Origin of the sequence: Macrococcus sp. PK, from assembly GCF_022501545.1 — a bacterium.
GTDB lineage: Bacteria > Bacillota > Bacilli > Staphylococcales > Staphylococcaceae > Macrococcoides > Macrococcoides epidermidis.
In genome coordinates this window covers 398,830-420,917 of sequence record NZ_JAEPRF010000002.1, presented here as the reverse complement: position 1 = coordinate 420,917, position 22,088 = coordinate 398,830, and the positions used below count along the sequence as shown (strand labels likewise).

24 protein-coding genes are annotated in these 22,088 nt (G+C 29.4%); 1 reads left to right on the top strand and 23 read right to left on the bottom strand.

What is annotated here, in order from left to right:
- Nucleotides 1-9: 9 nt before the first annotated feature.
- The 15 genes from JJJ02_RS02480 to JJJ02_RS02410 all read right to left on the bottom strand — a co-directional run bounded on the left by JJJ02_RS02480 (nt 10) and on the right by JJJ02_RS02410 (nt 14,553).
- Entirely contained in the window at nt 10-1,548 is a 1,539-nt protein-coding gene (locus tag JJJ02_RS02480) for a phage distal tail protein (protein ID WP_240837163.1), read from the bottom strand.
- Between the two features lie 65 nt (nt 1,549-1,613).
- Complete coding sequence (locus JJJ02_RS02475) at nt 1,614-5,849, bottom strand: peptidoglycan DD-metalloendopeptidase family protein (RefSeq protein WP_240837161.1); 4,236 nt, start codon at nt 5,847-5,849, stop codon at nt 1,614-1,616.
- An 81-nt stretch (nt 5,850-5,930) separates the two neighbouring features.
- Nucleotides 5,931-6,092: a hypothetical protein gene (locus JJJ02_RS02470; RefSeq protein WP_240837159.1), complete on the bottom strand. Its 162-nt coding sequence runs from the start codon at nt 6,090-6,092 to the stop codon at nt 5,931-5,933.
- Between the two features lie 59 nt (nt 6,093-6,151).
- On the bottom strand, nt 6,152-6,487 hold the full coding sequence (gene gpG, locus JJJ02_RS02465) for a phage tail assembly chaperone G (RefSeq protein ID WP_240837157.1): 336 nt from the start codon (nt 6,485-6,487) through the stop codon (nt 6,152-6,154).
- A 126-nt stretch (nt 6,488-6,613) separates the two neighbouring features.
- Complete coding sequence (locus JJJ02_RS02460; protein WP_240837155.1) at nt 6,614-7,198, bottom strand: major tail protein; 585 nt, start codon at nt 7,196-7,198, stop codon at nt 6,614-6,616.
- 26 nt (nt 7,199-7,224) lie between these two features.
- Complete coding sequence (locus JJJ02_RS02455) at nt 7,225-7,614, bottom strand: hypothetical protein (protein ID WP_240837153.1); 390 nt, start codon at nt 7,612-7,614, stop codon at nt 7,225-7,227.
- Entirely contained in the window at nt 7,614-8,015 is a 402-nt protein-coding gene (locus JJJ02_RS02450; protein ID WP_240837150.1) for an HK97-gp10 family putative phage morphogenesis protein, read from the bottom strand. Before JJJ02_RS02450 ends, JJJ02_RS02455 begins: the two co-directional genes overlap by 1 nt.
- A gap of 2 nt (nt 8,016-8,017) precedes the next feature.
- A complete protein-coding gene (locus JJJ02_RS02445; protein WP_240837148.1) occupies nt 8,018-8,344 on the bottom strand; it encodes a phage head completion protein in 327 nt (108 codons plus the stop codon).
- Complete coding sequence (locus JJJ02_RS02440) at nt 8,334-8,639, bottom strand: head-tail connector protein (protein ID WP_240837145.1); 306 nt, start codon at nt 8,637-8,639, stop codon at nt 8,334-8,336. Before JJJ02_RS02440 ends, JJJ02_RS02445 begins: the two co-directional genes overlap by 11 nt.
- Before the next feature lie 2 nt (nt 8,640-8,641).
- Nucleotides 8,642-8,848 carry a hypothetical protein gene (locus tag JJJ02_RS02435; protein WP_240837143.1) on the bottom strand — a complete coding sequence of 69 codons (207 nt, stop codon included), beginning with the start codon at nt 8,846-8,848 and terminating at the stop codon, nt 8,642-8,644.
- 76 nt (nt 8,849-8,924) lie between these two features.
- Nucleotides 8,925-10,196, bottom strand: coding sequence for a phage major capsid protein (locus JJJ02_RS02430; protein ID WP_240837140.1), 1,272 nt, complete (start codon nt 10,194-10,196; stop codon nt 8,925-8,927).
- A gap of 29 nt (nt 10,197-10,225) precedes the next feature.
- Nucleotides 10,226-10,816 carry an HK97 family phage prohead protease gene (locus tag JJJ02_RS02425; protein WP_240837138.1) on the bottom strand — a complete coding sequence of 197 codons (591 nt, stop codon included), beginning with the start codon at nt 10,814-10,816 and terminating at the stop codon, nt 10,226-10,228.
- Nucleotides 10,809-12,029: a phage portal protein gene (locus JJJ02_RS02420; RefSeq protein WP_240837135.1), complete on the bottom strand. Its 1,221-nt coding sequence runs from the start codon at nt 12,027-12,029 to the stop codon at nt 10,809-10,811. The genes JJJ02_RS02425 and JJJ02_RS02420 overlap by 8 nt, the downstream gene beginning before the upstream one ends.
- 335 nt (nt 12,030-12,364) lie before the next feature.
- Nucleotides 12,365-14,080 carry a terminase large subunit gene (locus JJJ02_RS02415; protein ID WP_240837133.1) on the bottom strand — a complete coding sequence of 572 codons (1,716 nt, stop codon included), beginning with the start codon at nt 14,078-14,080 and terminating at the stop codon, nt 12,365-12,367.
- Nucleotides 14,080-14,553, bottom strand: coding sequence for a phage terminase small subunit P27 family (locus JJJ02_RS02410; RefSeq protein ID WP_240837131.1), 474 nt, complete (start codon nt 14,551-14,553; stop codon nt 14,080-14,082). The genes JJJ02_RS02415 and JJJ02_RS02410 overlap by 1 nt, the downstream gene beginning before the upstream one ends.
- 319 nt (nt 14,554-14,872) lie before the next feature.
- On the opposite strand from JJJ02_RS02410, the gene JJJ02_RS02405 reads away from it, so the two are divergent.
- Nucleotides 14,873-15,703: a hypothetical protein gene (locus tag JJJ02_RS02405; protein ID WP_240837129.1), complete on the top strand. Its 831-nt coding sequence runs from the start codon at nt 14,873-14,875 to the stop codon at nt 15,701-15,703.
- A gap of 546 nt (nt 15,704-16,249) precedes the next feature.
- Here the strand turns inward: JJJ02_RS02405 and JJJ02_RS02400 are convergent.
- The 8 genes from JJJ02_RS02400 to JJJ02_RS02365 all read right to left on the bottom strand — a co-directional run bounded on the left by JJJ02_RS02400 (nt 16,250) and on the right by JJJ02_RS02365 (nt 21,575).
- Nucleotides 16,250-16,402: a hypothetical protein gene (locus JJJ02_RS02400; RefSeq protein ID WP_240837126.1), complete on the bottom strand. Its 153-nt coding sequence runs from the start codon at nt 16,400-16,402 to the stop codon at nt 16,250-16,252.
- Between the two features lie 46 nt (nt 16,403-16,448).
- On the bottom strand, nt 16,449-16,637 hold the full coding sequence (locus JJJ02_RS02395) for a hypothetical protein (protein ID WP_240837124.1): 189 nt from the start codon (nt 16,635-16,637) through the stop codon (nt 16,449-16,451).
- Nucleotides 16,638-16,692: 55 nt separating this feature from the next.
- Complete coding sequence (locus JJJ02_RS02390; RefSeq protein WP_240837122.1) at nt 16,693-17,064, bottom strand: HNH endonuclease; 372 nt, start codon at nt 17,062-17,064, stop codon at nt 16,693-16,695.
- Nucleotides 17,054-18,583, bottom strand: a complete 1,530-nt coding sequence (locus tag JJJ02_RS02385; RefSeq protein WP_240837120.1) for a hypothetical protein — start codon at nt 18,581-18,583, stop codon at nt 17,054-17,056. The genes JJJ02_RS02390 and JJJ02_RS02385 overlap by 11 nt, the downstream gene beginning before the upstream one ends.
- Nucleotides 18,584-18,643: 60 nt before the next feature.
- On the bottom strand, nt 18,644-19,207 hold the full coding sequence (locus JJJ02_RS02380; RefSeq protein ID WP_240837118.1) for a helix-turn-helix domain-containing protein: 564 nt from the start codon (nt 19,205-19,207) through the stop codon (nt 18,644-18,646).
- A 197-nt stretch (nt 19,208-19,404) separates the two neighbouring features.
- Nucleotides 19,405-20,793, bottom strand: coding sequence for a hypothetical protein (locus JJJ02_RS02375; RefSeq protein WP_240837116.1), 1,389 nt, complete (start codon nt 20,791-20,793; stop codon nt 19,405-19,407).
- 374 nt (nt 20,794-21,167) lie between these two features.
- Nucleotides 21,168-21,323 carry a hypothetical protein gene (locus tag JJJ02_RS02370; protein WP_240837114.1) on the bottom strand — a complete coding sequence of 52 codons (156 nt, stop codon included), beginning with the start codon at nt 21,321-21,323 and terminating at the stop codon, nt 21,168-21,170.
- Nucleotides 21,324-21,377: 54 nt separating this feature from the next.
- On the bottom strand, nt 21,378-21,575 hold the full coding sequence (locus tag JJJ02_RS02365) for a hypothetical protein (protein ID WP_240837111.1): 198 nt from the start codon (nt 21,573-21,575) through the stop codon (nt 21,378-21,380).
- Between the last annotated feature and the right edge of the window lie 513 nt (nt 21,576-22,088).

Sequence of the window (22,088 nt, the reverse complement as noted above, 5' to 3'; positions counted from 1 at the left end):
TCCTTTCGTTTAGTAATCGACTGATTGCCATCTAACAGTTACATCAAATGCACTAGCTGGATATACAAACAGTTCATGTTGACCCTGCTCCAATCCAAAGTAGTTTGAGCCAAAGTCCTTATGTTTTGTAGCATCTTTCTTGTTAATCATCATTGTCTGATTAAAATTATCAATCAATATCTTATCTCCAGCATTAATAATTTCATCAACTTCATTATCAGCTTTCAAGTTTAATTCTTTTGTCTGAATATCATAAGCACCAGCTTTAAACTTATCTTTTTCAACCATTGTCTTACTATCCCAGTCAAATCTAGCAATATAGATACTTGTTGATCTTGCTGGAGCTATATATTCTTTGTATTTATCTGTATATGTTTCAGTGTGAGTGTTTTTAACAATTTCTCTTGTTTGTCCGTATTTAGCAATATCACTTCTACGTTTCATTTTTAACTGCTGGACTGTATTTGTCTTGAATGTCCATTTGTTACCAACACGCTTAATAGAACAATAAACAAAATCATCTAAATATACATCATACTTAGGTTTAAATGAAAATATCTTTTTAGACTCTCCAGCTTCATCAAATAATTTAGCAATTATAGTAACATCATTTGAGCTATAACTTGCATCAACTAATCCTATGGTAGCAATTAAACGTCCTGCTTCATCCCAAATATGTGTAAATACTTTACCAGTTCCCATCTTATTTGTTGCTATATCATCTTCAAATAATTTAATTGTAATATTGTGTTCAAAATCTTGTACTGAACGTGTAAATGATTTCTTAAGTGCCCCACCATTCCACTTACCAGCCACCTTAGGATATGTTGTTGGATCTACAAAGAAACCATAATTATTAGATTTCACATGTGCACCAACAATACCACCTGTTTCACCATCACCAAATTGAGAACCTGTTGTTTGAACATAAGCCCAACCATTTACAGTTTGTAATTTGTCATTTAATACTGTAGGTGATATTTTTCTAGCTTTCTTATTTGCTGTTGGTGGATCACCAATCATTATATAATCATCATCATCTTTAGCAATCATTAAATGAGTTGTATCAACTTTTGCCTTTGCTTCAATAACTGGGTATGTATCAACAGCACCCTCATTATTTACAGCTACCTGTCCATTTACAGCCATATTAGAAAACTCAGCTAATGAATATTTATATGGTGTTAATAGTTTTACCTTTAATGTGAACGAATAAAAAGGCTGTGTGTCTAATGGAAAATGAAAATCACCTTGTACATAGCCCATCCAATACCAGTCTTCATTTTCTATATGAATTGATACTTCTTTATCACTATTGAAATATCTAATTAATAAATCAGTGACATCTTTTGTTTTTAAATTGTTAACATTTTGATAAGTTAAAGGTATATCAACATCTAAAGTTCCAATCTTTTTACCTGTATACACTGCTCCAGCTCTAGCTGAGACTTCCGTACTCATAATTTCAACTGGGAATGTTGGTATTATAAAGTTGTCACCTATATATAAATGCTTCATTAATTTTTCATTTATAACTAATGTTCTCATTGAATACTTCCTTTCATAAAATAAAAGAAGAGCAATATATTAATATCACTCTTCTAGAATATTTGTTACATTACAGTTCTAGGTTGAAATGTCTTTTTTCTAGCATTAAAATCATCATGATATTCATGTGTAACCTTAGCTATTTCACGTCCATTTGCTTCAACTGTAGTGTATCTATCTTGTTGTATTGCTTTAGTCTGTTCTTTTAATTCTTTTATTTGTTCATCTTGTTTGCTAATCATAGTCATAAGTAACTTCATCATTTCTGAATCGTTATTAGAAGTCGAACCTTTAGGTATGTTAGGTATTCTATTAGCTAATCCACTTCCACCACGTTCTTTAGGCATTAACTTCATAGCTGTGTAAGCCAATAAAGCCATTGCATTATTTCTACGTTTGGGATGCATTGGTATAACAACCTCTTCACCCTCTTCACCTAACTCAGCGAATTGATGGAAGTTAATGATACCACCTGTAGCATATCTTCTATGTCCGTTTGGTGTCCATCCAGAACGTCCATACGGTAAGTTTCTAGCCCAGTTTGAATTGTTAAAGAATGCTAATAATTGATGGTAACCATTGTTAATATTCTCATAACCACGAACTTTATAATTAGCAAATGTTGATGGTACATATTGTAGTAAACCTCTTGCTGGTGTACCTCTTAGGTTATTTATATCACCAATGTTACCTTGAACTATTGACTCATTAAAATTAGACTCACGTTGAATTTGAGCTAAGATACCTTGAACTTGTGATTCTGATACTGAAGTATGCATTTGCTTAGCAGCCTGTCTAATCTTGTTAGCCCAACTACCCTTACCTTTAACCCCACCTTTGATAGAGCCACCAGCTTTATTTCTTAAAAATGCTATTGGGTCAATTGTGTTAGTATTCCATGCTCCAGTACCATCATTCTTACGTACTTGATAATGTAAGTGAGCACCAGTTGTCATATGTCCAGAATTACCAGTTTTCACAATTGCTTGACCTTGTTTAACTACACCTGTTTTTAATACTTTAGATAAGTGCATAAAGAATTGAGTATACATTTTATCTTTAAGGATAGCTGTTAAACCACCATTGTAATCAGATGTCTGAGTTAAAGTACCACTTGTTGGAGCGTGTAGCAATGTTCCATATGGTGTAGCTAAGTCAATACCATAGTGATGTGCATTAAATGGATAACCTGCTGGTCTTCTATGTGGACTATATGGTGTAGTTAATGGAAACCCTAAGATTTCTCCCCCATCAGCATTACTTGATGCATATTCATTAAAGATTTTATCAATGAATGATTTAACACCAGTTTTAATTTGATTGAAACCACCCTTAGCAAAATCTAAAGCAAAGTTATTAAGTCCATCAAAACCAAATTTCTTAGTAACGCTTCCAATTAATTTCTCAACTAGCTTAGCTGGATTGTCGATATAGTCCATTAAGTCTCCAAAGCCTTTGATAACTGATTTACCAAAATTAGCGAACATTGAACCAATCGATCCACCAGTACCTGTACTAAATCTCATAGCTTTTAACATTGGTTCTGTTTCTTTATTTGAATAAACTTTAGTTCCTGCTGGTGCTGGTATTGTTGTCTCTTTTTCAAATAATTGCATTTGACCATTAGGGAATTGTACTAACTCACGTCTTCCAATACCATTACCAACACCAAAGTCACCAACTGTAATTAAACTATCACTAGCTAAAGCACCATTCTTAGTACCAGTACTAAATTTAGGTACATTCCACTCTTTTATCTTCTTACCGATACCAAGTTTATCTGTAACTGTGTTGATACCACCTATTGTACCGTTAACGACACCACCAAGTTTACCAACCATTTTATTACCTAAGTGCTTCACACCATCTACAGCTTTTCCAGCACCATTACGTATACCATCACCTAATTTTTTAGGTAACTCTTTAGCTCCTTTAACCATGTTTCCAAAGGTATCTGTTACTTTTTTCTTCATCTTGTCCATTAAACTATCTAAGCCATTTTTCATAGCTCTAAGACCTTTTAATGCTCCATCTTTCATCTTACCTATCATACGTGGTACATATTCAAAGATAGATTTAAAGATAGATTTTGTTTTGCTCCAAATATTATCAAAAATTGTCTTAAAATTCTTAAGTAAATTTGATAAAATTCTACCGATTGCCTTATACATGTTTGTTAAAGTGCTAGTTGCATTTTTATGAAGCTTAGTCCAAATACCACTTACAAATTTAAAGATAGAATTTAGTGATTTAGTGAAAATTTCTTTTATACCAGTCCACAATTTAGGGAATATCTTACCAAAGCCTTTAGCAAATGCTAAACCACCTTTTAAGATACGTGCAAAGAATAATAAGTTAATACCATTCCAAATGACTTGTACTAAACCTTTAGTTATCTTCCATAAACCTTGAAATAATTTCTTCCAATTACCAGTAAATAAAGCACTAAATACTTGAATGATACCAGTTATAATCTTGATAGCACCTTTTATAACACCAACAATTGCCTTGAAAGTACCAACAACAATCTCTTTCAAGATCACAAAGGCAACCTTTAAAGTAACGCTAAATAATTTACCTAAAACTGATATTATTGGTTTTACTACAGCCATCATATTCTTTAAGGCTTGAGTAATCATCTTGCCATTCTCATTCCAGAATGTTGATAATTCTTTACCTATACCTTTAAATACTTTACCAACAGCATCAGCCATTGATTTGAATGTAGATCTTATTTTATCAACCGTTAAAGTGATTCCCTGTACTAAACTAGGTGGTAAGAATTTAGATAAAGTAATGACACCTTGTGATCCATCACCTTTAAATAATTCAAATACACCTTTAATAGTTCCTTTGATTGTTTCAAATGCTTTACCAACACCATCTAAAGCACCGTTAACTATATTTCTGAATGTTTCAGACTTCTTATAAGCTAATGTGAAACCTACACCTAAAGCTGTTAAAGCTCCAACTGCTATTAATATAGGTGCTCCTAGTGTTGCTAATGCTCCTAATCCTGAAGCTATACCACCAACTGCCATCAATATGATTGGTGCAATCCCTACAAAACCAATAAATCCTAATGTTAATTTTTTACCAAAGTCAGACATTCCTAAGAATTGATTTGATAAATCTTTACCAACATTAGATAGTTTTTTTAATCCTTGTACAGCCATTGGTAAGATTGGTCTACCCAATTCCCCTAAGAAGTCTTGAAAAGCTACTCTTACATTTGCTGTTTGTGTAGCTAATGTATCTGATTCTCTTGATGCTTGACCTAATGCACCAGATAATTTATTACCATCTTCAACCATTTTCAATAACGTTAATTGTTTTTGTTCCTCAGATAATTCATTAAATGACTTAGCGTATAATTCATTAGCTTTTGCATTACGTGTTGTTTCAGTTGATGAAATACCAAGAGCCGCATCATTTTCATAGTTACCTTTAAGATATGATTGTAAATTCTCAGTTACCTCATCAATACTACGGTCATAGAAAGCTGCTGCATCAGCGGCTGCTAATGTAGCTCTACTAGTTAAATCTAAAGCTCCTTTAGTATCGACACCTGATGTTTTAGCAAATGCTGCCATCTGAATATAACTATCTTTTAATGCATTTGGTAATAATCCTGTTGTTTTAGAAATGTTGTTTAAACTTTGTGTAGCATCATCTTCTAATTTTCCAAATACTTGTTTGAATTGTGATGCTCTAGCTTCCGCTTCACCTGCTGTACTTAATGCTACTGCTCCTAATCCAACCATTGGAGCTGTTATTGACATAGATAAATTTTTACCTAAGTCCGTCATCTTTGAGCCAAAGCCTTTTAATTTATCAGCTGACTCTTTAATTTTGTTATCAAGTTTACTAAAAGATGATTCTAACTTTTGATTATTAGCTCTCATTTCATTTTGTTCATCTTGAGCTTTCTCATAAGCACTAGCTAAATCATTTAAACTTGCTTTCTCTTTGTTTAATTGAGCACGTTTACTTTCCATTGCTCTTATTTGTTGTTGTGATGCACCTTGTTTTTCTGCTTCAATTCGTGCTTTCTCATAAGCTTCTTCCAGACTCTTAACAATCTTTTCTTGTGTTTGGAATTTCTTCCCAAGCCCTTCAGTTCTTGTAGCTAATACATCATATTCTGATCCTGTACGTTTAACTGCTGACATGTTAGCTTGAAATTCAGCATTAACTGATTTCATTAAAGCCTTCATGTTACTTGTACTTTGTCTCAATTTAGTATCATCTAGATTAACTTCAATAGCCATATTACCTAATGGTGTTGAGCCTATTGTCATACGTTTTACATTCCTTTCTTAAACCAAAAAAAATGGGAGATACCTAAACTTAATTAAGCATCTCCCTTTAAATATTGAGTTTTATAATAAATCAAAGTTGTCGACTACGTTTGATTGTTCTTGTTCTTTTTGCTTTTGTTCTATATTTGATAGAATTCTATATTGCGATTCCATTAAATCAAATATTTCAGAATCATAAAGCTCATTTAAATTCATATGTTTGCCATCTTCTCTAGATTGCATAAAGTCTATGAACTCAGTAAAATACTCAAGTTGTTTGGTATAAGAAAATGCTTCAGATCCTATTTGTTCTTCTTGTCCAAAAAATCTTTGGTAGTATCAGCTACTTCTTTCTTTTCAAAGATAGATTGTAATTGTTCCATTAAAACCTCAAATAATTCTGGAGCATCAATACCATCCAGCATTTCATCTTTAGTGAATTGACCATTATATGAAACAGCTACTACATCTGCTAATTCATCAATAAGTTCAATATCTGGTGTTACACCCTCTGGCATATCTTCAAAAGCTTTACCAATTTTCAATGCTCTCATTGCTAATGAACCTTTTGTAAAACTTGAAGTGAATTCTTTCTTTGTACCTTTTTCAATATCAGTAATTAAAGTAATTTTTCTCATAGTTAATAACCTCTTTATAATTTTATTTTGTATTGCTACGTGGATAATCGTTCAATAATATAAAAATAAATAAGAGTAAAGGCTACTAACCCTCTACTCTTATTGTCTAGAATATTTAATTGTTAATTAGATTGTTTGTGTTTTAAATACTTTTGCATCAAATTTAGCAATATCAAAACCAGAAGCATCTGAATAAGCTTTAGTTTTATAGAAGCCATCATTAATACGATCTAATACAGTACCTTCAAGTTTATAAGATTGTGCTTTAGCTTTATCTTCCATAGTATCTGCTTCATCTGACACTAATTCAAATGATACTTTAGCTAAACCTAGTACAGCATAAGAACCATCATTATATGTAATCTCAGCTGATACAGCAAAGTCTGGTGAAATATCGTTACTTGTGTATGTAATTAAACCATTTGAATCTTTAGTAGCACCTTGAATAGCTAAATCTAACTCTTCAGGTAATGAAGCTAATTCAACTGATAACTTACCACCATTTTTAGAGTTAAGAGTACCGATTGCTTTATTTGAAGCGTATACTTTTTCCGAACTTGACTCAGGTTGTACACCGAACTTTTGTAATAAATCTTCTGCTACAGTAATTACTGGTTCAATTGTTAATGTTTCTTTATTATCTGCTGTAATCTTAGCTAAACGAAAATTACGAACACCTGTAACGAATTTATGATTCTTTGTTTCTGCCATTGTTAAAAAACTCCTTTAAATTTGTTTTAAATAATAACTATTCCTTGATAACGTCTACCGTCTCTTAACATTTCAGTATCAATATCTTCATTAAAAATACTTGTAGATTGTTGAAATAGTTCTTTTTTCATTATTTCTTGAATATGTTGACCAATGATAAAAGGGTCGCCATCTTCTTGTTTCTGCCAAACATCTATTTGAAATTCAGCAAAATAACTTGTTTGATTATTACTTGCATAATCTTGAGGTTGCCATCCAGTTTGACTAATTCTAATCACTGGAGACTGCCCTCTTTGTTCTTCTGGTATATTTCTAAGCCAAATATTTTCAACTGGAACTAAACTAGTGAGTGTTTCATTACTAGCTAATGCTTCATAGACTTCATTTAAAATATTTCTAGTAAATACTTCACTCATCACTTAATAGCTCCTTTCAGTTCTTTTATAATTTCTTGTTTTACTTTAGATTTAGTTGATTGAATTGTTTTACTTATAAACGCTTGAGGTGATTGATTGATAGTACCGAACTCAGCAAAGTGAACCCTATGCTTAATTCCTTTAGGATAACCAATAGTGACATATCTCCCACCATGCTCAGCATCTGTTTTTGCATTAGACATTACAACATGATCCTTCATATGAATACCATCATCATCTTTTAGATCATAAGGTGTAATCTTTTCTAATTCTTTTCTAACAATCTCACCAGCATTTTTTAAAGCTGTATTAGTCACTTTCTTTACGTTTAAACCTAGCTTCTCAATATTTCTTAGTATCTCGTCAGTACCATTGATTTCAACACCTGAGCTATTACTCATGACTATCCAACTTTCTCAGCTATGATTGTCATAAATCTCTGCTCATATAAATCAGGTATAACTTGAATAATCTTATAGACTTTATTATCAACTTTAATAGAACACTTGTTCGTATCTATCTCAGTTGGTACTTGCCTAGTTACAATCCTTATTTGATGTTGAGTATTATTACTAACAGCTGTCTGATAATCCTTAGCCCATACAGTATCGAAAAAAGCATATAGTTTATATAATTCTTTCGATACTTTCTTCTGAACACCAGATACATTTTGAATTGTAGTTTCTTCTATAGAAATAAGTTTATTCATTTTACTAATATCAAAGTTCATTTAAATCACCTTTGTATCTTGTTTGTAATTTAAAGATCGCACTCTTGATACCATAGATCATATTGTATTGAGGTTTATCTGTAATTGCTTTTCTATTTTCATAGAAATGTGTAACAAGTAAAATGACAGCTCTATCATAAGTTGGATTATTATCAAAATAAGTTTCATTTCTATAATCACTATTTGAAACTGAATTCTTAATTTCATCTTCAGCCCATTCAATATATTCAAGTAACAATTCATCATCAAAATCAAAAGTAATTCTTAAATGTTTTTTAATAGTGTTTAGCTCCATGACTATTCACCATCTTTAACTGTTTCTGTTACCTTTTTAGCTCTAGGTTTACGTACTGCTTTTTTAGCTTCAACTTTTTCAATCAATGAATTATCATAAGCCATGATTTGTTTTGCTCTTGCATCAGATAATTCTAATACTTCATTAACTTTAGTCATACGCTTTAACTGAGTATCGTTATAAGCTTTCTTAACTTTATATCGTTCCATCTTTACAGCTCCTTATATTAAGATTTCAAAATAAAAAGCTTAGACTAGAGTGAACTAATCTAAGCTTGAGTATTTATTAAACTGTTGGAGCAAATGTTACTTTCTTAACAGCATTAGGGTTTAAAGCGATTGCGTCTAAGCGTACAGCAACCATTAAGCATTGTGCGAACTGCATGTAGTTAGTCCATTGTAAGTCATAGCGTGAACGATCTACTAAACCAACTGCTCCAGCTAAATCTCCAACGTAACCAACACCTGCACCAATTAACTCATCTTCTACTACTGTTACTGGCATACCAAATAATTGTTTACCAGATGCACTAGCGATTGAGTCTTGTAATAAATAACGTCCGTTACCATCTTTGAATGTGTCTACTGTGTTATAAGCTGTTTGAGATAATACAACTTGTTTACGATACTTAGGAGCTAAATCAACGTTAACTAATTTTTTAAGTGCGTCTAAATTAGCTAAAGCATTATCTTTTTGAGTTTTTAACACATCTAAAATTAATTTGTTTTGTGTAGCTACCACAGATTCATTTAAAATTTGTTTAACTAATTCAATAGCACCAATACCATCTTCAATTGATTCTTGAGACACTGGGAAGTAACCACGGTAAGTTTCAACTTTAAATTGTGCTTTTTTGATTGGTTGAATACCTAACATTGGGTTTTCTTCTAATTCTGGTACTGCTGTTAAAGCTGGTGCATTAGTTCCATCGAAAAATGCAATTTCACCTTGTCCGTTTGATACTTTCTTAACTTGTACTAAATTAGCTAATGCTGATACATCTTCAGAATAATCTACTACTTCTTTAGCGATTTCAGTTGGAACAATAATAGCTCCAGATTCAGTTGTTAAACCTTCACGCTTTTCACCTGTCATTACATATTGTTCAAATGCTGAACGTACTTCATTTTCTTGCCCTAATTCTACAGTTTCTACGATATTTGTCATTGATCTTGTTTCCCCATTCTTATTAATATTTTTAATTTCGGCTTCTAACTCATCTACACGAGCTTGAAGTTCTTCAATTTCTTCATTATCAGCAACTACTTCAGTTACTTCTTTAACATCTTCTACTTCATCAACAATTTGAGTTGCTTCTGTAGCGTTAAAGTTACTTATTTCTTCTTCAGAACGTTCTTCTTGAACCTCTTCAGTTTCTTCTTTATTTAATTGACTGTTTAACTCATCAATTTCTGCTTGAATAGCTTTAGCTTCATCTAATAAAGATTTAGCTAGATCAGCATTTTCAGCTTTAATTGCTTCATCTGCTTCAGCTGTTTTAGCATCTAATTGAGTTTGTTTTTCTTCAATAGCTACTTTAATTTCTTCTTGAGTCATTCAAAACACCTTTCTGTAATACTTTAGTATTACTTTTGATTTTTAAATAAAAATAAATCTAGTTCAGCTTGAACTAAATCTAGTTTGTTTCGTTTCTCTAATTGTTCTATACTACGTAATGCAATTGCTACATCACTTGATTCATAAGCTGGTAAAGATACGATACTAATCTCTCTAATACGTTTAATAGCTTTAACAGTTCGTTTGTAAATAGATTCTTTTGAGTCATATTTAACATCTTCACCATTATCATCTAACGTAAATTCAAATGAACATTGATTAATATTATTAGTTCTAATCTGTTCATATAAATCTTTACCTAATGTTGTATTTGGTAACTTAGCTTTAAAACGTAAACCAACATCATCTACTTCTAGCTCTAGTGTTTTAGCTGATTGTCTACCTAATACATTGCTCCAATCATGATTAAATAATAATCTTACATCTTTAAGCTCAGTATTCTTTAAAGCTTCTGGTGTGATTGTTTCAATAAAGTTACCTAGATTTTCGCTCCAAGTGTTGAAACGTAAAGCATAACCTTCAACTACCATTTCATTATTGTTATCTTCTAACTTTCTGACTTCAATACCCGCTTCAAGTGTTCTAACTTCTTTACTCATTTACTTGTACACCACCTTTATCTTGTGCTTTATTAAGTTGATATTCTTTTGCGATTGAACTATCAACAAAATTTAAATTTGTGATGTACTGATTACCAATTTCATCTTCAATTGGTGGTAAGCCTAGAGCTTTTCTACCTTCATTCACTGAAATGAAACCTAGTTCTCTTTCAAGTTTTAAATTTTCTCTTAATTGTTTAGCATCAATATTCTTATATGCATCAACATTAAAATCAAAATCAATATTCATGTTATGATCTAACTTGTATAGTTCACTGAGAATAATATCTATGTAGCTTTTAAGCGTACTAATAAGATAATCTTGATTCAATTGAGATAAGACCATGTTGCTAGTACTAATACCAAGTTTATGTAATGGAATTCCTAATACTTGAGCGATTGCTTTAGTTGAAGTGTTGTTACTATTTACCATTTTGATTAATTCAGTATCAATTTCTAATGGTTGATAATCAATATCTTCATCAATGACAACAACACTGTTAGCATTGTTCATACCAGCATTAGCTTTTTGCCATGCATTTTTAATTTTTAACTTATCTTCATCTGATAAACCACTGTCTTTTGCTTTCAGTAAGCCACCAGCATGAGTACCATTTCTAAAGAAATTGTTTAAGAATGATTGACTGTTATTTTGAATATTTAATTCTGTCTGTAATGCTCTAAGAACACTACTACCAACAATTCCATCTATGGAATTCATTTTAAAATGCATCATGTCAAGTGATTTTACTTTACGTAATTTACTATCATTTGTAGCAACTTCATAATAAACTTCTTTAATGTATTTGCTGTCTTTAACTACTTTGACAGTTACATCACTATTTTTAATTAAATCTAACTTGATAGCTCTACCTTTATCATTGCGTGTAATCTCAACAAATACATTGCCATCAAGAATAAGGTTAGCTACAATAGCATATTTCAAGTTATAACCATTCATAATATCGTTTGGCTTGTTATTCAGTAACTTCAGTAAATCATCATGACCATCTTGAACAGTTTTAACTTTAAGACCTGCTATATCCGAACTAATCATTTGTAATGAAGTTAATATATCAGCATTTTTTAAAGCATTAATTCCAGTAAAACTTATGTCATTCCAATTTTCATTAGTAATAACATCTACAAAAGCTTGAACTTGATGTGATACTGTATCATTTATTGTTGTTATATTTCTTGTAAAAAAATTCAAATTACTGATTGTCTCCTTTCTTTAAAAATTATAAAAAGACAAAAAAAGAGACTTGCTCAGTCTCAACTCTTATCTATACTTTAACAATATTTGTGTAAAGTAAATTTACTTGACAAACTTTTTTCTCTAGTCTTTCTTTATATAAATTGATATGAAAATTAAATACAGTCCAATTAGTATATTGAATAGAATTATATTGAACATATAAATACCAAAGAATACAAAATAAGAACCTATTAAAAATATTATTATATGTCCATATCCAATCAATACGACACTTAATAATGTAATCAATAGATTCCACATCTTTAATATTAAATTTTGAGTTTTCTTCATTATAAAATTACAGCTCCTTTAGCTAATCTTTCTTTTAATGTTAACTTAGCATGTTCATGAAATTGTGCTTGAGTGTATGCGTTCATCAAAGCTACAATTGGATCAATCTTGTTTCTAGCTTTAGTTTTATTGATTAATACATTATCATTCACATTCTTAATCACAGCATTGTTTACAGCTATTGTTAATAATGGATTATTAGAATGAACAACTTTACCTTCTATAACATCATATCTATATTGCTTGATTGTTTCACTTAATCCCATCATACTTTGTGCCACTTCAATTAACTTAAATTCTGATGCTCTCTCTTCCATATCAATGAGCCATGTATTAGCTAAGTTTCTATCATAATAAATACCTTTAACATTTAAGTCATTATCAGCTACATATGATTTAATAAAGTCTGTTACTTGCTTATAGTTAATCAATCCACTTTTTAAATTCGTTAATGTTGCATATCCTTCATCAATGAACCTTTGATAATCCATCTTGTCTCTTTGTGATTTAAGCTCTAATGAGCCTTCATATCCGATAAATGAATGACTATCACACCATAACTTTTTATCTTCAATTGCATGAATCATTGATACAGAACTTAAATCATGTAATCTTGATAAGTCAACACCAACATATACATCTGTACCTTTGATATTAGGTTTATCAATAACATTGTTCATCCAATTTTTATTAGATACAAATACATCATCACTATCTGAATTGTTTTGCCACATATTAAAGTTTTTAATTTTAATAGCTGTCATATTACCTTTTTGTTCTTGTTCTTTAATATCTGCTTTAATATTTCTCATGATAATATCACGTTTAGTTTCTGACTCTAATAGTGGCATTGCTTTGATCCATAAATTTTCGTCTTGCATTTCTGTTTCATCATCTAACTCAGCACAGTATACAAAATAATTTTCATCTTGAATATCACCATTTAATAGTTTAGTGATATATTGATACTCTTCTGAATACATCGGGTTATTAAGGTTAGAACCTGCTGTACTAACTATCAAAGTTAAAGGGTTTTCTTGTTGACCCATACCTGTTTTTAAACGTTCATACATTGTTGTGTCTTTCATTTCACCGAACTCATCTAATATAATACAGCTTGGATTTGTACCATCAGCTGAGTCTGGTGAATTAGTTAATGCTTTAATGATTGATTCATCTTTGAGATATTTAATTTCTTTATCAAGTGTCTTAATATTATTACTTAGATATTTTGATTTTTTCTTTAATAAGTTGATTTGACTTGTAGCCATTTCAAAAATAATTCGTGATTGTTTATAAGCGTTTGAACTAATATATATTTCTCTTTGTCTTAAAGGTGATTTGCCAAACAACATCTCGTATTGAGCTATACCGCTATTCAGAATTGATTTACCTTGTTTCCTTGAGGTTGATACATAAGCTTTAGTAAACCTTCTAATATCAGTACCCTCATGAACCCAGCCATATATTGAGCCACAAATGAAATGTTGAAATAACATTAAAGGCATTGTCTCACCAGTTTTTATATCAGGTAATGTTGATAGATATTTAGTTACTTTATTAGCTAAGTCAGGTCTCCACTCATAGCCTTCAACACCCGCTTCTAGATTATTCAAATGACGTTGACATGATTTGATATTCTTATTAGATGCTATGATTTCACCAGATACAACTTTCTCAGCATATAACGTTGTGTAGTCTATTACTTCAGTCATTATGCATCACCAAACATTTTAATGAATTCATCATCTTCAGTTGATTCTGCTGGAGCTAATCTCAATCTACTATCAATACTCATACCTAGCATGTTACCTACTGATTTCATTTCTCTTAGTATCTCTAATTTCTGTCTACGTTTAGTTGTAAGTTGCTTATCAATTACTAAATCATAATCATTATCTAGTTTTATTTTTAATGCATTAATCTCATCTACTACATCTCGATAGTCTGAGTACAACTCACAATATGTAATTAATGTTTGTTGATCTAATTGTGCTACTGGTAAATATTGAATCAATTTGTACACCTTTTTGTATTCAGTTTTAGCTAAATCAGTTAAATATTTAGGTGGTGTCTTGCTCAGTTTCTCAAATTTTTCTAAAGCTTTCTCTTTATTTTGTTTTGCTTCAATTTCTGCTTTAGTAAGATTCTTACTCATAGCTTCCAATGGTTTCTGCGGTCTTGCCATATTTAAAACATTCCTTTCTGATTGTTAACTATTTTAATTTTAGGTTTACATTAGTTTTGGGAACTAATGGTAATATTTGGACATTATATTGGGAATTTAAATAAGATGAGGGCGCTCGGACGGAAATGATGATAATATTTGATGCGTTATTTTGCATGGGGGCTTGTAAATTTAAAATTTTATTTTCCAAAAAATGTTTTTTATTTTTCAAAAAGTCAACCTCTAGAAATATTTTTTTTAATATTCTATTATTATGACACGAACACGTATTCGTATTATAATATATGTAAATAATCTATTATAGAAAGGACTAACAATATTGAACAATACTACATCATCACAAAATAAAAGTACCATTACCAAAACATCTTTCAGCTCTAATGATATTAACAACCTTTTAAAGAAAAGAGATATTACTCAATCGTTATCTCCAAAGAAAGATATTCTAGACAAACTTAACTCTAGACCTACCCTCCCATCTAGTCATCCTGCTAAAATAAGAAACGATTTATTATCTCGTACCAAAACAGCATCAACTATCAATTCCTCTATTCAAAGTAGATTTAATAAGCGTGCTAACGAACTTCTCACCTTACGTTCTGATGCTATACATAGATTAAATAAACTAAATAACCTTAAAAGTTCTTATCAATCTAAACTTATTGGTTTAAATAACCACAAAGCTTTTTCTAATTTCAATAAAGTAATGAAACCGATTAGCTTAGGATTAAAGTATTATGAAGAAAATAAAGAAGAGATTGATAAAACATTAGAACTGTTTGAAAAGTATGCTAAGGATTATCCTGTTGAAGCTGAAGAAATGTCTGTCGTTGAATTTATAGACTTTGTCGAATTTCAAGAAAACTTTGCTTTAGTTTTTAAAGAAGTTTTCTCACCTGTTGCAAGTTATCAAGTTCCAACATCTTATCAAATGATTTCAGATGTTTACGAAAAACTTGATAATCAAATTGAAAAATATATGAGTGTTGAAGAAAAAGAAACTATACATAAAATGTTTTCTATAGTTGTGAGTTTTATTTTCGGTAAGGCTGTTGAGGATATACCTAATTTCTCAGAAATATCAACTTTAGTACAGCTAATTATTGTTGTAATGTTTTATCCTCAAATAAAAAAATTCTTAAGACACTGACAAATAAATAATCAGTGTCGCTTCAATATCATATTAATTCAGGAGACAATATAATTGAAATTAAATAAAAATCTACTTGAACGCTTTCTCTCAATTAATTACAGTAAGCCTTTTAATATAACAGCTTTTATAATTGTATATTTAACCACATGTTTTATCTTCTTTGTTTATACATTATCAAATGATTCAGTATTCAATTATATTACTTTTATGTTACCCTTGTTTGTTACATACATCACTGACAATTTATATAAGTTTCTCTCATTATTATTTAATATAGATAATGAGATTGTTACTACTGAAGAAATAATTATTAAATTTTTAAATTCATTAGCCATATTAATTTTTATCATTGCATACTTATATAATATTTCAGACACTTACTTAAATATATATGTCTTTGTTTTGTTAGTATTAATCTTCTTAAGTTTTGCTTTAGTTTATTNTWANCWAWSTATWKMWTSAAATATTATATATATTAACTCGCAATAAAAGACACTGACAAATAATATCAGTGTCCTTTTCTTTTTTATTCAACCATTCAACTTAATACTCATCTAAATAACCATTAAGCAACTCATTCATATAATATTCAAAACATCTTTTATAATCTGCTTCATCTTCAATATGATCTAAATCTAATTCTTCTATTCTATTCTTGATTCTCTCAATCTGTTCTTCAGTTAAATCTTTGTACAACTTTCTCACCTACTTTAAATTTTAAATTCAGTGAGATTAATACTTACTAACTCATATAATCTTTATACGTTTTCATTCCAGCTAATCTATCATCATATTCTTTTTTACGTTTAACTTGTTCAATCAATTCTTCAGCACTTTCACAATAAAATTTATGACTATCAACAAATACTTTAACTAACTGTTCACGTTTTGCATCATTAAATTTATTTATTAAAAATTGTTCATCTATCATTTCATAGTCTCCTTATATTTACTTTAATAGAAAAAGAGATAGCTTGTTAGCTACCTCAATTAATTCTATTTTTACTTCTATCATGTATCTTTTCATGACAGCTTATACAAATTGCTATACAATTTTCTTTACTCAATCTCTTAGTCCAATCGTTTCTAATTTCAGTTTTATGATGGACTAAATCAGCCACCTTTACAATTCCATCTTTTTTACACATCTGACAAACATAATCATCTCTTGCTAATATTCTTTTTCTAAATCGTTTCCATTCAACACTTGAATAAAACTTATCGTATTTATCATTAATGAATCTTCTCGTTCTTATGTATGCATTACTATTTTTATCTTGTTTATGTTTTTCACAATATTTCTCAGGTTTCTCAATTTCTTCATTACAACGTGGATGAGAACACTGATTATACAACATATTTCTTCAGCTCCTCAGCATCACATTTCTCACACAATTTAATACATTTCTTATTACCATTTGCTTTCAATTCATCAAAAAAGAACGTATGCTTTTTAACATACGCTCCCTCTTCGTAACATTTTAAACAGTAAGTTTTACATTCACTACTTTTAGCTTCATTCACAAATTCATAATATTTATTTTTCTGTTGTAACATTTCTTCATGTTCTTGCTCTTGTCTACTCGTATCAACTTTCAATGATCCATCACTATGTAAATTTAAATATCTTTGCTGTACATGTCTAACATCATTAAAAGTATATTCACTGTAACCTTCCCATTCTTGAGATGCTGGAACTACTTCCCTTACTTCTTTTTCTAACTCAGCTTCAATGTTTTGTCTAATCAATCTGATTACTCTATGAGTCAACAACTCTTTACCTTTACAACATCTAACTATATTCTTTTTCTCATCTAAACTTAAATCTTTAGTAATAACAACTTCAAACGCTTCAGTTTCATAATGTTGAGCAACATATTTACTCAATTCAATTTGTCTATGAGTCGCATCATCAAACATATCAGATGCATTACACATCTCAACATATTGTTCAAAAACTTCTCTCATCTTGTTTCTATTATTAGTATTGAAACCATATTTATTTTCAGTTCCAAACTCTTCATTATATTTCTTAACAACACGATTCTTTACAATTCTCTTAAATGCTTTAATATCTTGTTTATTAAGATTACTCATTTCATACATTGCTCTTCTATTAGCTTGAGTCTCTTTACTGTTATCAGTTTTAGCTACATATATATCTTTTAAACTTTCATATTTTTGTAACTGTTTTTCAGTTAATAGTCGTTCTTTATTCTCAATGAACCACTGTAAAAAATGATTGTAATGAGCTTTATCTCCATACGTCCAAAGCTTATTTTCATCACCTAGAAAATTGATTAGTTCACTTTGTTCATCTTCATTATTTACAATTGTATGAATTGAATTTTGAGCACCATCAAGTGTGATAGTCTTTCTGATTTCTTTACCATTTTCATCTCTAGCTAAGCTTATTGTTTTAGAGTATGGATTAACTTCAATCATAATGTGATTTTCAATATGGTCTCTAATATATTTCATTCTAGTATTATATAATTTATCATCAGCTAACAATTCATCTAATGTTTCTAACTGATCCAACTCATTTGCACCTTCAACAAATAACATTGCAAATACTTGAATAAAATCTTCTGGTACATCTAACTGTCTAGAATATTTCTTTTTCATTTTTATATAAAATCTAGCTAATCTACTTTGTCTTGACGTTCCATTTAAATCATCAATCCCAATAATTTTAAGGTTAGCACCAATACTACTCAATTCAGTATCATCAATAGTTCTATCAACATATTCATCAAGAGAACAGCTTGTAACTGCTCTTGATGATGTTGTCATTGTAATTACTTTTTCAAAATGGTACTCAACTAACTCTTCTACATTATTTTTAAATTCAATTTCATTATTATTTTTCATCATTATGTATCAATCTCCTAATATCTGTTTTGATAATTCATATGTAAGTATTACTTATTAAATCTATAAATTTATGTATGTTATATTATTAACAACTTGATAAATCACGCTGTAAGACTTGTCATATTCTTTAGCTAATTCTTTAATTGAAGTTCCAGATGCATGTTTCATACGAATCTCTAAAGCTTCATCCATTGTTAAAAATCGTTTACTGCTAGTGATATTGTTCTTACGTTGATGCTCATGATGATATTTGATATTTTGACCTCTCGTTGTCCATCTCAAATTTGTTCTAGGACAGTTATTAGTTTTATCTGTTTGACAAATGTGATCTACAGTATCGAAAACATTTGGTTGTGGATTATATACAAATAACTCACCCATAATTCTATGAACCTCAACTGGCTTATCTCCAACTTTGACCCTGTTATATCCAGTTCCTTTATGAAACGTTTGTTTCTTCTCAATGACTTTTCCTGTATTTCTGTTATGTGAAAATACTTTCTGATTCATACACCCATAAATATCAACTTGCTTTAAACTTTCATATAACTTAGCTTCACCTTTTTCTAATAAACTCACTAACTCTTTTTCCACAGGACTTGTTCCGTTAAATTTTAAATTCATAATTAATAATCTCCATTTCATATTTATATTTTTTTATTTAAAATCTCTAAATTCTTATTAATTTCTCTTGCAATATCATGCGTATATGAGCTATAATTAATTTAATGATAAATTGGATAAATCTATTCTAAATTAAGTAAATAGCCCATAAAAATTAAAGGAGCATAAGCGTTAGCTCCTTGTGTTATTTATGTGTATTAAACTATATAATCAAATTTATATTTGAAATGCTTATTTTTTGCTATCTCTTGAATACTTTCATTATTAAATTCTAAATATACACTTTGTAATCTAATTAAATTATCAAATGACTCTTCAATATTTGAAACAAAACTCATTTCATTACCAATAACTTTACCCTTTGATTTCTTAGTTTTTATTTCTTCAATTTTGTCATTTTTAACTCTTATGTAATATTCCGTTTTATTGTATGTATTCTTTACATGTTGCTCATTCATCTTAACTAATATTGAACCTTTGTATTTTTCAACAAGCTCATCATTCAATAAGTCATACATAGCTTTAACGTCTTTATTCTTTTTAAAATAATTTAATAACTGCTTATCAGTAAACTTATTAATAATTGATCTCTTTTTAAATACATTAGTATATTTTACATTCTTGATTGAGTCATCATATAGTTTAACCTTTAAACCTTTAGCTGTTTCTTTATTCATCATGCTAACAAACGTTCTATTCATATAGAATCTTCTATCTGTATCTAAATCTAATTTTGTTCTAATTTTCTTTTCGATTTCAATATATTTAGCAATCTCTTCTAATTCAAAACGTTTTAAATCACCTTTAACTAATTCCTTTTCAAAATCATCGTTTAATACTTCTTTCAACTCAGTTCCGTAATAAACATCAGCATTATGAATAATCATTTTATTATCATGAAGATGTTTTACAGCATTAACAAATGTATCTCTTAGAATATCAATAATTTTAAAATAATTTTCTAGTAATTCTTTCTTTTCTTGATATGTTAATTTACGTTCAATAAATGTTGAAGAGCTCATATATTTTTCTTCATATTTAATATAATCATTTGAATAAACATTAGCGAATATTGCTTCAACAGCTTTTTCACTATACTTTCTATTATTGAATAACTTATAATCATCTAGAACACTTCTTGTAATTAAACCTAAATCTACAAGCCACTCATTAGTAGTCATATCAACAGAAGAAACACGTTTATTCTTTAATGCGTACAATATAATTGCTTCAAGTGATGATCTTAAATCTTCTTTTGATCTTGAATTAGATTTCTCTTTTTCAAGAGGTAAGTATTCTAATGGATATAAACCAGATAATTTATAAAAGTTTTTACGACCAACTTTTTCAATTTCTACAAACTCATAGAATCTTTCAAGCTCACGTTTGATACTTTCTAATTTACTAGCTTTTTTAATTCGCTTTACTTCTAGATAATTATCATAATCTTCTTTAAAATAAAATGATTTTAAAATCTCTTCAACATCTATTAATCTTGTCTCTAATTCTTTAAGATATTCATAATCAATTTCATTGTATTGCTTTTTTATTTTATTAACAATTTCATATTTTATAATATTTTCCATCTTATAATCTCCTTGTATTTATATATTTTTTCTAAGCGTTCACTATTGTCCCCCCTCATCTACCTAATAAGATATAATAATATATATTACTTATTAGGTAGTTAAAGGGGGACAATCATTCATTCTTTAATAGGGTACAAAGTTCCTTTAACTAAAGAGCTACTATAGTTAAACAAACTTCGTACTCTATTATTTTTTACTTATTCTAATATGTTTTATTGGACACATTCAGAACATTCCGCTACGCTCCACTTTTAACTTTTTTCATTTTCTTATAGATAAACTAATATCAATTTAACAAAGAGCAACTTGTTGCGACAAAGGCACAAATCATGAAGCGAAGCGAAATGTTTGTGACTAATATCTTTTTAAAATTATTTAAATTGTAAACTTTGCACTGTTATTCTTAAATTATTTAAATCTTCAACAGTATCATAAATTGACATTTGATATTCTTTATTATTACTTACTAATTTCTCAACAGCTTTAATTACATCTTCAATGTTCACTTCATTTAATTTATTATTCATTATATATCGTCTCCTTGATTTTAAATATTATTTTGCGTAATAGAGGCATATACTTTAAACTTTTCCATTTAGAAATTTTTTAATACGAACTAATGATGTTTCAGTATAATCTTTATCACCTCTAAGCCAGTCTGCGAACATTGTGTAATTCATATTGCACTCTTTAGCTAAAACTCGAATTGGTGGATTGTAATTTTCTGATCTAAACTGTTTCATCTTCAAACGCAACTCTTTATTAATTTGTTCTTTCATTTGATAAGCTCCTTTCTATTGATTTATGATTATTCCAATTCCTTAGCAAATTATTACTATTCAATCCATCAAAAAAAGATGCCCATTTTACTGGACACCTTCAGGAGATGATTAATAAATAATAAATTAAAAAAAGGAAATGGAAAATGAATTTAGAAATAATATAATAATCATTAGGAGGTAATGAGTATTAATCTCTATTTATACTATATAGATATATGTGTAATCATTTTAGTAAGATATTGATAAAACGCTGGATTAACAAGGGTAAAATCTATATAAAATGAATACTCACGTATTGTGTAATACCTCTTCATATACATTATACTTTAATGTCCTTTTTTATTCCTGATTTCCTAACTTGAGATTATAGAAACATATCTCTTTAATAGTATTGTCGATTTTTAAAGAAGTTTTCAAAGATTTGAACGGATGTCTTCCCTATCATATAGTATGGTTGTTTTATGTAGAGATTTTCAAAAGAAAATGACCGATACATACCTCTTCAATAGT